This window comes from Streptomyces sp. NPDC021093 (assembly GCF_044333135.1).
GTDB lineage: Bacteria > Actinomycetota > Actinomycetes > Streptomycetales > Streptomycetaceae > Streptomyces.
Genome location: NZ_JBIRQJ010000009.1, coordinates 200511 through 214440 on the forward strand (window position 1 = coordinate 200511; position 13930 = coordinate 214440).

16 protein-coding genes and 1 pseudogene are annotated in these 13930 nt (G+C 71.2%); 4 read left to right on the forward strand and 13 right to left on the reverse strand.

Features of this window, described 5'->3' with window-relative positions; all coding sequences use genetic code 11:
* Nucleotides 1-2 precede the first annotated feature (2 nt).
* The 7 genes and pseudogenes from ACH4SP_RS28260 to ACH4SP_RS28290 form a co-directional block, all read right to left on the reverse strand.
* Nucleotides 3-650, reverse strand: a complete 648-nt coding sequence (locus tag ACH4SP_RS28260; protein WP_398418721.1) for a hypothetical protein — start codon at nt 648-650, stop codon at nt 3-5.
* Nucleotides 641-871, reverse strand: coding sequence for a radical SAM-modified peptide, FtsH ternary system-associated (locus tag ACH4SP_RS28265; protein WP_398418723.1), 231 nt, complete (start codon nt 869-871; stop codon nt 641-643). The genes ACH4SP_RS28260 and ACH4SP_RS28265 overlap by 10 nt, the downstream gene beginning before the upstream one ends.
* A complete protein-coding gene (gene amrS, locus ACH4SP_RS28270) occupies nt 868-1926 on the reverse strand; it encodes an AmmeMemoRadiSam system radical SAM enzyme (protein WP_398418725.1) in 1059 nt (352 codons plus the stop codon). The genes ACH4SP_RS28265 and amrS overlap by 4 nt, the downstream gene beginning before the upstream one ends.
* Nucleotides 1923-4385 carry a hypothetical protein gene (locus ACH4SP_RS28275; protein ID WP_398418727.1) on the reverse strand — a complete coding sequence of 821 codons (2463 nt, stop codon included), beginning with the start codon at nt 4383-4385 and terminating at the stop codon, nt 1923-1925. The genes amrS and ACH4SP_RS28275 overlap by 4 nt, the downstream gene beginning before the upstream one ends.
* A 78-nt stretch (nt 4386-4463) precedes the next feature.
* Nucleotides 4464-5105, reverse strand: a complete 642-nt coding sequence (locus ACH4SP_RS28280; RefSeq protein WP_398418728.1) for a hypothetical protein — start codon at nt 5103-5105, stop codon at nt 4464-4466.
* A gap of 129 nt (nt 5106-5234) precedes the next feature.
* Complete coding sequence (locus ACH4SP_RS28285; RefSeq protein ID WP_398418730.1) at nt 5235-5768, reverse strand: L,D-transpeptidase; 534 nt, start codon at nt 5766-5768, stop codon at nt 5235-5237.
* Between the two features lie 24 nt (nt 5769-5792).
* Nucleotides 5793-5981: pseudogene (locus ACH4SP_RS28290) on the reverse strand (helix-turn-helix domain-containing protein); the annotation flags it as partial.
* Between the two features lie 411 nt (nt 5982-6392).
* Here ACH4SP_RS28290 and ACH4SP_RS28295 point away from each other — a divergent pair.
* From ACH4SP_RS28295 to ACH4SP_RS28310, 4 genes are all read left to right on the forward strand, one after another.
* Nucleotides 6393-8141, forward strand: coding sequence for an RICIN domain-containing protein (locus ACH4SP_RS28295; RefSeq protein WP_398418732.1), 1749 nt, complete (start codon nt 6393-6395; stop codon nt 8139-8141).
* A gap of 278 nt (nt 8142-8419) precedes the next feature.
* Nucleotides 8420-8716, forward strand: coding sequence for a putative quinol monooxygenase (locus ACH4SP_RS28300; RefSeq protein WP_398418734.1), 297 nt, complete (start codon nt 8420-8422; stop codon nt 8714-8716).
* Between the two features lie 228 nt (nt 8717-8944).
* Nucleotides 8945-9625: an RNA polymerase sigma factor gene (locus ACH4SP_RS28305; protein ID WP_398418736.1), complete on the forward strand. Its 681-nt coding sequence runs from the start codon at nt 8945-8947 to the stop codon at nt 9623-9625.
* The gene (locus tag ACH4SP_RS28310; protein WP_398418738.1) at nt 9612-9842 is read left to right on the forward strand and encodes an anti-sigma factor family protein; all 231 of its coding nucleotides are present in this window, start codon (nt 9612-9614) and stop codon (nt 9840-9842) included. The genes ACH4SP_RS28305 and ACH4SP_RS28310 overlap by 14 nt, the downstream gene beginning before the upstream one ends.
* Before the next feature lie 84 nt (nt 9843-9926).
* On the opposite strand, the gene ACH4SP_RS28315 is transcribed toward ACH4SP_RS28310, so the two are convergent.
* From ACH4SP_RS28315 to ACH4SP_RS28340, 6 genes are all read right to left on the reverse strand, one after another.
* Nucleotides 9927-10367, reverse strand: coding sequence for a hypothetical protein (locus ACH4SP_RS28315; RefSeq protein ID WP_398418740.1), 441 nt, complete (start codon nt 10365-10367; stop codon nt 9927-9929).
* Nucleotides 10368-10422: 55 nt separating this feature from the next.
* The gene (locus tag ACH4SP_RS28320) at nt 10423-11043 is read right to left on the reverse strand and encodes a TetR/AcrR family transcriptional regulator (RefSeq protein WP_398418741.1); all 621 of its coding nucleotides are present in this window, start codon (nt 11041-11043) and stop codon (nt 10423-10425) included.
* 160 nt (nt 11044-11203) lie between these two features.
* Complete coding sequence (locus ACH4SP_RS28325) at nt 11204-12043, reverse strand: NAD(P)H-binding protein (protein ID WP_398418743.1); 840 nt, start codon at nt 12041-12043, stop codon at nt 11204-11206.
* Nucleotides 12040-12501: a nuclear transport factor 2 family protein gene (locus ACH4SP_RS28330; RefSeq protein WP_398418744.1), complete on the reverse strand. Its 462-nt coding sequence runs from the start codon at nt 12499-12501 to the stop codon at nt 12040-12042. Before ACH4SP_RS28330 ends, ACH4SP_RS28325 begins: the two co-directional genes overlap by 4 nt.
* Before the next feature lie 113 nt (nt 12502-12614).
* A complete protein-coding gene (locus ACH4SP_RS28335) occupies nt 12615-12932 on the reverse strand; it encodes a hypothetical protein (protein ID WP_398418746.1) in 318 nt (105 codons plus the stop codon).
* Between the two features lie 227 nt (nt 12933-13159).
* Complete coding sequence (locus ACH4SP_RS28340) at nt 13160-13570, reverse strand: DUF6653 family protein (protein ID WP_398418747.1); 411 nt, start codon at nt 13568-13570, stop codon at nt 13160-13162.
* Nucleotides 13571-13930 lie beyond the last annotated feature (360 nt).

The following is a 13930-nucleotide window of genomic DNA, read 5'->3' on the forward strand; positions in this document are numbered from 1 at the left end:
CGTTACTCCTGTACGGCAACGAGCTTGACGGGGCAGACCGCCAGCCGCCCCTCGGGCCGCCAACTCTCCCAACAGACCAGCCCCGCCGCAGGGTCCCGGTGGACTGCCGCACCGCAGACGGGCCGGTCCGGAGCGCAGGGGCAGAGCACGACGTGCTCTCCGGTGCGGAAGGTGTGGGCGCAGTACAGGCAGCGGGGCGGCCTCGCCCCGTGCACGACGGGATCGGCCACCTGCCAGTCGCCCGTCCCCAGCGGTACGACGGGCACCCCGTCGACCGGCGGCCAGGTGGCCAGCACACCGGCCGCGAAGGCGGCGGATTCGGAGGAGCCGGTGGGGGCGGCGGCGGAGGTGGAGGTGGGGTCGGCCGAGGTGCTGCCCGCGCATTCCAGCGCCGGATCGAGGTGGGCGACGTCGTCCCCCAGGTGCACCGGGTCACCGCGCCGGAAGCTGTGTCTGCACGTCGTGCACAGCCGGTGGTTCCAGGGCGAGGAGATGTGCGTGACGGCGCTTTCACCGGTCCGGCCGGTCTCCTCCTGCGGGTCGAGGCCCGCCGCCATCCCCACTTCGAAGGCACGGGCCTCGTCGGCGTCCGTACCGTCCGTACCGTCCGCGCTGTCCGCCCGCGCATGGCCTTCGTCGGCTACCCGCACAGCATCTGCTCCATCGGCCCTTCGCCGAGCGCGGCGAGTACGTCCTCCACGGCGCGGGGCCGCAGCGCGTCGCCGACGACCTCGATCCCGGACCCGGTGACCCGGATGCGGACGCGGACGAGATTTCCGTGCGGGTGGTCCGCGTACTCCTCCGGTCCGATGAGATCGGGAATCGCCTCGGTGAAGACATACCCTGCGTTGTCCGTACTCTCCGTACTCACTGTCCTGCCTCCCACCTTCCTGGCACCTCCGTCCCGCACGAGGGGCAGCCGCCCCCGGCGAGCCTGTTGTCCTGCGCCTCCCAGATTCCGCGCCGCACGACGGTGAACGCACACTGCGGACAACGGGTGTTGCGGCCCTCAGCCCCCAATGCCCGCTCCACATAGACGAATTGCAAGCCCTCATCGGCCCCGATGCACCGTGCCTCCTCCAGCGCGGACGGCAGCGTGGGGTTCGCGGTACTCATCCGGAAGTCCGGTGTGAACCGCAGCAGATGCCAGGGGATTCCGGGGTCGACGGCCGCCAACCAGCGTGCGATCCGCCGGAGTTGACCGGGCTCCGCCGACGTACCGGGAATCAGCGGCGTACTCACCTCGACCCACGACCCGGCAGCCCTGAACCGCTCCACAGCAGCCAGTACGGGTGCGAGCGGCGCCCCCGTCAGCCGTTGGTGCGGGGCCTCCTGCGCGGCCTTCACGTCGATGTTCACCGCGTCGAGCACGGGCGCCACGAGATCGACGGCCCGGGGCGTCAGGAAGCCGTTGCTCTTCCACAACACCCGCACTCCCAGCGGCCGGGCGTGCTCCGCGAGCGCGAGCGTGAGTTCCGGGGCGAGGGACGGCTCTGCGTAGGACAGCGCGAGGTCGGCGCCCTGCGCGTGGGCAAGTGCGACCAGTTCCGCCGGTCGGGCGGGCTCGCCCGTCCACGGCGCGTCCACCTCGCGGCCGTACTGGGAGAGCCGGTGGTTGACGCAGTAGTCGCACCGGAAGCTGCAGCCGGGGCCGGCCAGCGTCAGGACCTTGCTGCCGGGCCTGACGTGGTAGAAGGGCTTGCGTTCGATCGCGTCGAGGTGGGCGACGGAGGCGGTGAAGGTCGCCGTTTCGAGCCGGCCGGCGGTGTTGCGGCGCACCCGGCAGTAGCCGGTCTGCCCGTCCCTCAACCGGCAGCGGTAGGGGCAGAGTTCACAACGCACCTCAGCCCCTGCGCCCGGCTCACCGGTAAGCCGCTCGCCGAGAAGCGCCGCCCGCCAGTGCGGCTCCGCCGCTCGTACCGTCATGACGGGCCGCCTCCCGCCAGCAGCAGCCGGACGGCGTCGGCGAGCCGCGCCCCGGCGGCGGCCGGCGGCAGGTGCACATGGTGGTTCTCCGGCGGGCGGGCGCGCGGCAGGTCGTCGCCCTGGTGCGTGGTGGCGAGGCGCAGTCGCGGGCCCGCGACGAGAGCCTGGTCCCGTACGAGGTGGTGAAGGGCCAGGAGCACGGTCGGCATTCCGGTCGACGCCGCCGTGTTCAGCGCGCCGGCGAGGTCCGGCGGCTCCAGGGTGCGCGAGGTCCACAGCATGGCGAGGTCGGCGGGGCGGGCGACGGGGCGCATCAGGTCGGGCCGGTCGAGTCCGACGAACACTGCGTGGCGGCCGTGGCACCACAGGGTGGTGGCGAGAAGGTGCGCGAGCGAGCGCAGGACGACTTCGGCCGGCCCGAAGGTCGGTGGGCTGGTGTCCAGGACGAGCGCCACCGGTTCCGGCTCCCACTGAGCACTGGAGCCGTGCAGCCGGTAGAGGAGTTCCTGCCGTGCGTAGCGAAGGTTCAACAGGGTTACGGGTAGGACCAGTTGGCTGGGCAGCATCTGGGTGATCCGGCCCCGGTGGGAGATGCCGCCCGACCCTGGTGCGTGCACGGTGGTGCCCGCGTGCCGGGCCACCGACGAGGCGGAGCCGGTGAGGAGCTGGAGTCTGCGGAGGTCGACGGCGGGCATGCCCACGGCCTGTTGTGCCGTACGCAGGGGAAGCATCGGGTCGGCGGCGACGGCTTCGGGTCCGATGACGGCGAGCAGTGCGGTCGTACGCCCGGTCACCGTGTCCGCCGCGGTCCTGAGCGCGGCCAGCGGGGGCACCCGGTCGGGCGGCCGGGAACTCCTCCCGATCAGGGCGCGGCGCAGTACGTCCGACAGCTCGCGCGGGGTGTGTGAGGTGTGCGGGGGCAGTGGGACGGTGTCCTGCTCCGGAAGGCCCGCGAGCAGCAGCCCTGCGAGCCCCACCCGGGACGGGGCGGGCCATTCGAGGTCGCGCAGGATCTTCACCCCGGGATGGCCGGCAAGGGCGCTGAGCCGTTCGTCGAGGAGGTCGGCGGAGGCGGCCGGTCCGATCAGCGCGACCAGGTCGGCGAGCAGGCCGAGGGACGGACATGCCCCGCCCGCCGCCAGGCTGACGAGGCCCCTGCGCAGGGGCTCGGAAACGGGCCGGTCCCACGGGTGCGCTCCACGGCCGGGGCCGGCGGCGGACCTGACGGCCTCGATGGTCTCGGCCGCCACGACGGTCTTGGGCGTCCCGGTGGTCTTGGTCGTCCCGGTGGCCCAAGGCGCGGCCTCCAGGCCCTTGAGGTCCACCTCCCAGATCCTCGCGCCCGTCTCACTGGCGGCGTACAACCACAGCTCTCCCTCCGGAAGTTGCAGCCAGTTGACCACGCAGCCCGCGTCGAACGGCCCCGTTCCCGAAGCGGTGAGGTCGTCGAACTCGCGGAGGAGCCGCAGCGAGTCCCCGCTCCATACGCGCACCGTGCCGTCGCTGTGGCCGCTGGCGAGGACGCACCGGCCGTTCGGCCGGGCCGCCCAGACGACGGAATCGATGCTTCCGGAACAGGGCGGGCCTGCGGCCAGGCGTGTTCCCGTCAGTCCGTCCCAGACCTTGATTGTTCCGCGGTCGTGCCCGCTGGCGAGCAGGGCCGAGCCGTCCGGCAGCATGCCCCAGGCCACGGCCCGGACGGGTCCGTCCGCCGTCGGCATCACATGGAGCGGCGGGTGGAACGAGCCATCGAATTCCCAGACGCGCACCCTGCCGTCCAGGTGGCCGGTGGCCACCAGGCCCGTTCCGTCCTGCTGCACCTCCCCCCACTCGACCGCCGTGGTGTCCGGCACGTAGTACGTGCACGGTGCGCTGTCGGCCAGGTCCCAGACGAGGATTCGTCCCGGGCTTCCCGCGGTCAGCAGCAGCGCACCACCCGGCCCCGTCGTGAACTTCGCCGATACGAGGGGGAAGCCCGGGTCCCGGGCGACGGCCGAGTAGCCCGGGCCGCGCTCACGGCCCCCGTACCCGGCTCCGGCTGTCCGCAGGGTCACTCCCGACCCTCCTCCGCACATGGCGAGCACGGCACTGCCGTCCCCCGGGTACGCCCACCCGACGGGCCATTCCGGCACGGGGACGAACGGCGCGTGGAACTCTTCCGTACGAAGGCCGCCCCCTTCGTCGGGCACCAGCTCGAACATCGCGGTCCGGGGCCCGGCCGCATTCCCGACCGGGGCAACGGCACTGGCCGCACCCACCACAGGGCCGCCCTCCGGGGCCGCCAGACAGAGCCGCGTGTACGCGCGCAGGCCTGCCGGCGTCACGTCCCGCACCTCACCGAGCGAGCCGACCAGCCGGTCCGCCGCGACTCCCCGCCCGACGGCGCCGGGGGCCGTCGGCACTCCCCTGCCCACCGACCGCGCATGCACCCGCGCCCATGTCTCCAGCGCCTGGCTCATGGAGCCCACGCCTCCCGGAACCCGTTCATGAAGCCGTTCCCGGGCCGCTCGTCGAACGTCGAATCGTCACCGGCCCGCTCACAAGGTCGTCGCCAGCCCCACCTGGCCCGGCACTTCCTCCCGGTACCGCCGCAGCATCTTCCCCTTGCGCACCACCGCCCCCACGGCCACCGTCACCCGGCTCGTGACACCACGTGGCGCCCGTACCACCATGGCGAGCCGGTAGGTGCCGCCGATCTTCGTCGCCCTGGTGCGACGGATCTCCCAGCCGGGGTCGGAGCGCAGTTCGCGGAGCGCCTCCAGCAGGACGGTGCTCTGCCGGGTGGTCCTGCTGTGGCCCACGAAGGCCATTTGCGGGCCCAGTTGGGCGGATGTCGTGCTCTCGACGTCCGCCGTCAGCCGACGGGGAGTCATGGACCAGGCGACCGGCTGGAAGGCCACGGCCGCCGCCTCTTCCACGGAAAGCGTCAAGTCGACGTCGACCCTGTGCAGTTCGGGAGCGTCGTCCTCCTGCTCACAGGTGATCGAGAGGTGCAGCAGGTGATAGACGGCCCTGGCGGCCTCACCCTCCACGAAAGCCTGGAGCTCCACGTCGTGGGCAACGACCTTGGCGTCGACGGGAACCGAGACCGGGCCGCCCAACAGGATCCGGCTCCCCAGCGGAGGCGGCGGCACCGGCGACGCGTTGTCCGGCCCCCGCACGGGCTCCTCCGCGGTCATCCTGAGTTCCCTGCGCGGCAGGTCCGGGAGAACGAGATCGAACAAGGCGACAACCCCCTCAGCCCTGCGGGTGGTCGTCACAGAGTAGCCAACTACTCACTCTTTGTGGGTTGTTGGTACGAAGCCGAATTATCCGGCGGTCGGCCGCTCGCCCGCTTCGCTGCCGGCCAGCCACTGGCTCCAGGGCAGGTTCCAGTCGCCGTAGCCGTTGCCGAAGTGGTCCATCGGCTTCCCGGTGGTACCGGTGACCTCGATGACGTCGCCCACACGGCTCAGGCCGTAGAGCCACTTGGCGTCGGCCTCGGACATGCCGATGCAGCCGTGGCTGACGTTCTCCTTGCCGAAGGCCTCGGCGTTGTCGGGGGCGGCGTGGAGGTACTCGCCGCTGACCGTCTCGCGCATGCTCCAGTTGTACGGGTCGTAGTACCCGTCGGGGCTCTCGCGGGGGATGCCGATGGTGCGCGAGTCCATGATCACGCGGCCGTCCTTGGAGAGGACGGTCCTGATGCCCTCGCGGGTCTTGAAGCGCTTCTCGCCGCCGCTGACGGGAATCACCCGCGCGACCTCGCCGTTGCGCACGACCGTCATGGTGTGGGCGGTCAGGTCGACCTTGTTGACCATCGAGTCGCCGACGGTGAAGGAGATCTTCCGGTCGCGGTCCACGGCCGTGCCGGCGTCGATGACCTGGCCGGAGGGGTGGCGTTCGCGGCCCTGCTCCAGGCGGGCGTAGTAGTCGGCGCTGACCCCGGCCAGGACGGCGACCTCCTCGCGCCGCAGCCCACTGACACGGCGGCCCGTCGAACGCGGAAACCCGGGCCGCGCGCCGTCGACGAGCCGCTGGTCAGGGTCGTCAGGCTGTTGCGACCGCTCGCCCAGGTGCCCGCCGTAGGCGTCAGTCTGCGCGAAGCAGACGGTGCACGACTCTTCTGGGCAGCCCGCCGCTGAGCGGACCCGTCCGTCGTCACGACGCGGCGGTCGGCGACATCATCCGCGTCGCCGACGCCACGCGGCTGTTCCACGCAACCTGAGCGAGTCCTCGGTCCCGGCACGGGAGGAGAGGGCGAATTCACGGCTGAAGCGGCGCCCGTGCAGGGCCGGGCCACCGAGGTGGAGCCCGGACGGTTCCTCCTGGAGGGTGAGCCGCAGGACGGTCCGTATACGTCGGTGTAACGCCCAGGGGGTCGGTCGACTCTGTGTACGTGTCGGCCGCGACCTGGCGGCCTCACCGAACGGAGGACAGCGATGCGGATATCCGGTAGCGGGAGCCAACTCAGAGGCAGGGGCGGTGTGCGGACCTGGTTACGTGCCGGGCCGGCCCGGCTCGTAGCCGGTGTCGTGGCGGTGCTGTTGGCCGTCGCCGGTCTGGCGTTCGCGTCGGCCGCACCGACGGCGGCGGCACCCCCTCGGCCGAACAACCTGGAGGACGTCCAGGCCGCCACGTACAACATGCAGGGCGCGGGCAGTGGCGAGGACGTCAACAAGTGGACCAAGGATCTGCCGCAGCTCCTTGCGGCCGGCTACAACATGATCGCGGTCCAGGAGGCCGGTCCCGGGCAGGAGGTGCCGGGGGCGAACATCGGCACACTTCCGACCGGCGGCCCCGAGAACGTGCAGGTCCACGAGTGGAATCGCGGCAACGCGGACAACCCGGACCTCGTCTACCTCTACTACCTGCGCACGGACTTCGGCGGCAACCGGGTCAACCTGGCCATCGTCTCCCCCTGGCTGACCAACCAGATCCGGTACGCCCCGAACCCCGGGCGGCGGCCGTCGTTCGGGATTGAGATCGGCAACGCGACGTACTGGACCGTGCACGCCGACTCCCGGGGCGGACAGCAGAACAACGCGGAGTCCACACTCCAGGCCATCCAGGCCGCGGCGCCCCACAACAACTGGCTGGCCATGGGCGACTGGAACCGGGACCCGGACGTGCGGCCGGTCAACGCACCGGCCGGCTCCGTGATGTACCGCAGCGCCCAGTACACCGTGGGCTTCTACGGCGACAGCCCCTCCGAGGCGGACTACATGTTCACCGGCCGGCAGCTGACCGTGGCCCAGGGGTACGAGGGGGTGCGGCTGAACGCGATGAGCAGCGACCACGCCCCGGTGGCCCTGCTGCCCGCCCGGCTGCGGGCCGCGGCCGGAGCCGTCGAGCTGCGCAGCCGCAGCAACGACGAACGCCGCCTCGCGGTCCCGTACGGCGACGAGACCAACCAGACGGACCTGATCACCTACCAGCCCTCCAGCCGCACCGGCGGACAGGCCGCGGTGCCCGCCGCGGGGCCGGAGCAGACCTGGCGGCTGCGGTCCTCCCTCAACGCGCCGGCCGGGTACTACACGCTGGTCAACCAGCGGACCGGCAAGTGCATGGACGTCCACAACGGCACGCAGCACAGCCGGGACCGGGTCGACCAGTGGGACTGTGCGGGCCAGCCGACCCAGGAGTGGGTCTTCCAGCCGTCGCAGAACGACTCGGCCACCGGCGTCCTGCGGAACCTGTACCACTCCAACAGCTGCCTCGACGTCTTCCGCGGGGACACCGGTGACGGCGCGGAGGTCGGTATCTACGAGTGCAACGGCGGGGCCAACCAGCAGTGGGAACTCGCCTCCCGGGAGTCGTCCACGCTCGCCAGCGTCAGCAACGAGGGCCGACTCCTCGATGTCGAGGGCGCCTCTCACGACAATGACGCCCGCCTGATCACGCACACCGCCAACGACGGGGCCAACCAGCGCTGGCACCTCGACGCCACAGGGCCGGGCACCGTCACCGTCGTCAACGAGGAGTCCGGCAAGTGCCTGGACGTCGCCAACGGCACCGCCTCGTCCGCGGGTGACCCGGTCGACCAGTACGACTGTGCCGGGCAGTTCACCCAGGAGTGGGAGGTCGAACCCACGGGCAACGGGTCCGTGAACCTGGTGAACGACTACTACGGCTGGGAGCTGGACGTGCTGGGCAACCTGACCGGCGAGGACCGCCCGGTCGGCGTCTCCCCGGGCAACGGACAGAACAACCAGCGCTGGACGCTGGACAGTTAGACCCGTCGCCGGACCCCGGCCCGGCCCGGGGTCCGGCCACGTACCGCACGGTGCGTCGTGTCCGCGCCGCAGCACGGAGCGCGGCCCGGACGATCAACAGTGTTCCCGAGCTGCCGAACACATAGCCTTACGGGCCCGTGCCCGCCCGGCCCCGGCCACGGGCCAGGTCGCCACGGACACGCACGACCGCACCCCATGGCCGACCGCGACAGCACGTACACGACCAGGTGCACCACCTGGAAGTGATGACGGGCCGTGAACAAGCAGGGGAGACAGCCATGAGCAGTCACGGCGCGGTGACCGTCCTCATCGAGATCCACGCCAAGGACGGACAGGAGGAGGAGGCTCGCGAAAGGCTGTCGCACGCGATCCGGACCTCCGAGAAGCCCGGACTTCTCAGCTCGACGGAGTACGAGGACCTCAACGACCCGGGAGCCTTCTACGCCGTGCAGGTCTGGGAGAACGCGGAGGCGTTCCGCGCGCACATGGAATTCGCCGCGGAGACCGGCATGGGCGAGGCGATCCGGGTGCTGCGAGTGCCGCCCAGGACGGTAGTGCTGCGCACCGTCGACTGAGCCGCTGACGGCTGCGATCGCCCTGACCGGCCGCTCGCCGAACGCCGCCCGGGGTCGTCATGGCCGATCTGCTCCGCTGTCCGAGTTCTTACCGAGGTATGACCGAACCCGCCGCCATGAGTTCTCCCCCGCCGAGCCGCCCTACGCTGACAGCCGCTGACACCCCTTGGCCGACCAGTCGACCGGACGACCAGGCGACAGGCTGCCAGGAGGGGAAGAGGGGGAACAATGCTGGGTGCACGCGAACTGCCGCCGGACGAGGTCCTGGTCCAACGGTTGCGTGAGGGTGACGAGGAGACGTTCACGCTGGTACTGGACACGTGGTCGGGGGGAATGCTCCGGCTGGCCATGTCGTTCGTGTCGACCAGGGCGTCCGCGGAAGAGGCCGTCCAGGACACCTGGCTGGCGGTCTTCAAGGGGATCGGCGACTTCGAGGGCCGTTCGTCCCTGAAGACTTGGGTGTACCGGATTCTGGTCCACACGGCCAAGGCGCGCGGCACGAGGGAGAGCAGGACCATCCCGTTCGCCAGTCTGCTGCCGGAGGAGGAAGGGCCGACGGTGGACGCCTCACGGTTCCGCGCTCCCGGCGAGCGGTACGCCGGACATTGGGCCGTCGGGCAGGGGCCGCAGCACTGGCACGTTCCCGAGGAGCACGTGCTGCGCGGCGAAGTCCGCGCGATGGTGGAGGAGGCACTCGGTGAACTCCCGCCCCGCCTCCGCTCGGTGATGACACTGCGCGATGTCGCCGGGTACGGCTCGGAGGAGGTGTGCTCCCTGTTGGACATCTCGCCCGGCAACCAGCGCGTCCTCCTCCACCGGGCCAGGGCTTACGTACGCCGTAAGCTGGAGGGCTACTTGTCCGGTGGACCGGACTTCGCGGCGGGAGGGAACGGGTATGGACTGCGTTGAGTTCGTGGAGCTGGTGACCGAATTCCTTGAGGGCGCACTGCCCGAGGAGGACGAGCAGCGCTTCATCGAGCACTTGGCCGCGTGTTCCGGGTGCGAGCGCTACCTCGATCAGTTCCGTCAGACGATTGCCGCCACGGGTGAACTGACCCCGGACAGCATCTCGCCCACCGCCAGACAGCAGTTGCTCACTGCGTTCCGGGACTGGCAGCGGCAGTGATCCTTCCTTCCCGGTAGCACCGTGTTCCGGGCCGTCTCCGACGGCTCCGCCCCCTGCCAGTGCCCTTTGTTTCCAAGGCACTTGTCACGCTTGGCAGGCATGCCCGCGCTGTACGTGTGACAGCGGGCGCAGGAGCCCGAGATCTCGTTCGGCCTTTGCCGCGCTCCCCCGGGCAAAGGCCGTACGACGGCTTCGCCGTCCACCTGCTGATCGCGGCCATCGTCGGGGCACACCGAGGTCGACATGGGTACCGTCGTCGAGTTTGCCGCCGCCGTCCTGCTTGACCGGCTGGTCGCTGAGCCGGACGTGCAGGGCGGGGCCGTCGGAGGTGCGCGGGTTCGTCAGGCGCAGGTTCGTCAGGCGCAGGACCGCCTTCCCGTCCGCGAGGCGCTGGATCTCCACCGCGCCGCTGGTCTCGTGCGCGGCGGCGGTGGTGCGCGGTTGGCCCGTGACGAGGTGGCCGCTGAGCTCCATGTCCGCGTTGCCGTGGGCGCCGGCGAGCAGCGGGGTTCCGTGGCACTGCACGTTCCGCCCCTCCCCCGACGGCGGGATCGCCCGCAGGGCCCTGTGGTTCCGGTGCTCACGCCCCTGCCGGTTCGCTCCCCCGACGGGGTCCGGGCGCATCGGCTCCGTCGCCCAGGACACGGGCGACGTGGGCGGCGAGGGAGGACCGCAGGCCCTCCGGCGTCATCTTCTGATCGTCGATCAGATGGATCACGAGGTCGGCGCGGACGGCGGCCAGCAGTGCGTGGGCGGTGAAGCCCGGGTCGCGAACGCCGGGCACCTGGTCCAGTTCCGTACGGAGGAGCTCGTGCCACCAGCCGTAGTGCTCGGCCTGGTACAGGCTGCCGACTCCGGCGTCCTCCGCGGCCGACATCAGGTGCCGATTCTCGATCTTGAAGCGCAAGGAGATGTCGAGAAGGTCCAGCACCCGCTGTCGTGGCGGGCGTTCGGCCGCATCTCGCGCCTCCCCCACCGCCTTCCGCAGGGGTTCGAGACGGGAGGCGATCACGGCGCCGATCAGGCCCGCCCGGTCTCCGAACCGGCGGAAGAGGGTGCCTTTGCCCACGCCCGCGGCAGCGGCGATCTCGTCCATCGAAACGGCCTGGGGTCTGCCACTTTCGGCGAACAGCGCCTCGGCGGCGGTCAGTACGGCTTCTCGGTTGCGCAGGGCGTCGGCTCGCTCCGGGCGCTGGGTCACAGGTCCTCCTTCTCCTGGCCTGCGCCCCGCGGGCCCCAGGACGGCATAGGGCGTCCGGCGGCCCTCGTCGTACGGAACAGCTCAGGTCAGGTCATGGCATCGGGGCACCTGGTGCGGGTGCGGTCGGGGCAGTCGGTGTGGTCGGGGCAGTCGAACTGTCTCATCGCAGCTCCCTTTCGGCGAAGTCGCGGAAGGTGCCCGGCGGGCGGCCGGTGAGCCGCTGGACGGTGTCCGTGGTGCGGTCCTCGGCGCCGTCTGCGATGGCGCGGTCCAGACCGGCCAGCATGGTGGCGAACTCCGCCGGTATCTCGGCCGCCCATCGGTCGCGCATTTCCTCGACCGTCAGCCTCCGGTGCACCACGGGACGCCCCGTGACCTCGGTGAGGAGCGCGGCCACCTCCGCGTAACTGAGCGCCTGCGGTCCGGTGAGGACCAGATCCGTGTTGGGCGCCTGATCCGCGATCAGGGAGCGTACGGCGACAGCGGCGATGTCCCCCGCATCGACGAAGCCCACGCGCCCGTCACCCGTCGCCGTCAGGAGGGCTCCGTCCTCACGGATGCTGCGCGCGTGCGGGGTGGAGCCGGTGAAGTTCTGCATGAACCAGGAGGGCCGCAGCACCGCCCACTCCTCGAACAGGCCGGGCAGTTCCTGGTGCACCTGGCCCACTGCCGGGCCGCCTGCGGGGATCGCGGACGAGCTGAGCAGCACCGCGCGCCGCACCCCTGCGGCGCGGGCCCGGCGGAGGAAGGGCAGCATGACCGCAGCCGGGTCCGCGGAGCCGATGGGCGGGACGAGGTAGACCCCCTCGACACGGTCGAGGGCTCCGCCCCAGGTCGCAGGCTCGTTCCAGTCGAAGCGGACGGCCTGTGCACCTTCCACCGGGGTGGCGTTCCGGCCGGCGGCTTTGACGCGGCGCCCCTCCGCGAGCAGCCCTGCGGTGACCCGGCTGCCGGTGGTGCCGGTGGCACCGATGACCAGGGTGAAACCGGGGGCGTTCATCGGTTCGTTCCCACGAAGTCGGCGCCGGGCTGCTGGACGGCGAGCGGGCTCCAGTAGTCGCGGCAGGAGGTGAAGCGCCCGCCCTCGACGGTGATCACAGTGATGTACGTCGTGTCGAACGGACTGCCCGTCTCCACCAGGCGGCCCACTCCTCGCATCTCGACCATGATGGTTCCGGGGGCGGCGGTCCGGTGAATCCGTACGTCACGGAAGTCGTGGACGTCGATGTGGTCGGGGTAGTGCCGCATGTAGTCCGCGATGGCCTGCCGTCCCTCCAGTCGCGCGGGCCACCCCTCGGGGGCGAAGGGGAACTCCAGGACACCGTCCTCGTCCCACAGGTCCACCCACCCGGGGATGTCCTTCTCCAGCAGCAGTCGCAGGCCCTCGCGGTACAGCTCGTCGGGTGTGCTGCCGGGCGCCGTCTCAGGCGCTGTCGTGGGTGTCGGTGAGTTCGTCATGGTCAGGACGTCCGTTTCTCCGTAGCGATGAATTCCGGAACCTGACGGACACCGGCACGCAACCGGACCGGCAGTCCGTATAGATGGATCATACGGACTACCGGTCCGCTTCGCTAGGCCGAGGGGCGGAGCGCGGGCCGTTCGACGACGGGGCGCAGGTCGAAGGCGGCCCCTGGGGAGGATCGGAACGGTCGGCAGCGGCTTCTCCATGAGCTGGCCAGCTCGGTCGCTGAACGCTGGCGCAGGGCCGCGAAGTCGGCCTGGGCTCCCTCGGCGGCGCGGCGACGGAGCGCGGTGTCGAGCCTGTCGTCTGCGTTGACCGGGGGTCGGCCGCCGTGCTCGCCCTTGCGGGCGGCAGCGTCGAGGCCTTCGAGAGTGGACTCGCGGATGCTCTCCCGCTCGGTCTCGCCATCGCGGCGAAGAACGCGCACAGCAGCCGGCCGGGCCCGCTGGCCCACTGGGGTCGCACATCCCCGGCAATTCGCCGCCACCCGCCACACCCGCTGCACCCGCCGCCAGGACGTTCCCTGTCCTGAGAGGCCCCTTGCCGCACTGGCCGCATCGACGCCGCCGATCCCCGCGCACCACTGCGGCACGTCCAGGACGGGCCGCCAGCAGGCCCCTGGACGTGATCCGATCGCCGAGGGGCCGCAGCGCGTCAGCCGGTCGTCCGCCGGTGACCGTCGAGATAGCGGGCCATCAGCTCCCAGTACACGAGCGTCAGAGCCATCTGCGCGGCGGTTGCCGAGGCCGCGGCGGCCGGCCTGCGGCGATAGGCGGCTGCCACCGCGCAGGCGGAGGCCAGGGAAGCCGCAGCATTGACGCCCAGCGCCAGATCCTTGGGGCGGTCGGCGAGCCACTGTTCCTCGCCGAGCATGGCGCGGCTGGCCCAGGCCCGGTCATCGGCGGGTTTCGGGAAGACGACGGGGTTGAGCGCGAACCAGGCAGCCGTCACCGCCACGTGCGGCCCGCGGCGCGTCCACACCAGCCACAGCACCAGAGGGGTGGTGGCCCAACGCGTCCAGGCGCTCCAGGGGTTGGAATGCCGAGCGAAAACCGCTCGTCGCACTCTGGCAAGCCGGTTCCGGGAGTGGGCGTTCATCCGTGTGCTCCGTTCAGGGCTGTCGGCACGTGACGCAGTACAACGCCGACCAGACTTCCCGGCACACCTCGGCAGACGATAGGTCACGCACGGCGCACGGTAAAGCACCTCCCGATCACTAACTCCCTTGATACTCAGGTCTCTTGGTCAGCACCCACCGCCACGGCCCTCGCCGCAGTCATCGCCGCAGCGAGGGTCTTCTCTCCTGGGCCCTGTCGCTCACCAGCCGGAACCCCGGACGGGTGCCGGTGTCCCGAGCCGATGGTCAGTCTCCTTCGCCGCCGAGCTGTCCGGCTGGTGCCCCTGACATCGAAGGTTCCCTCCACG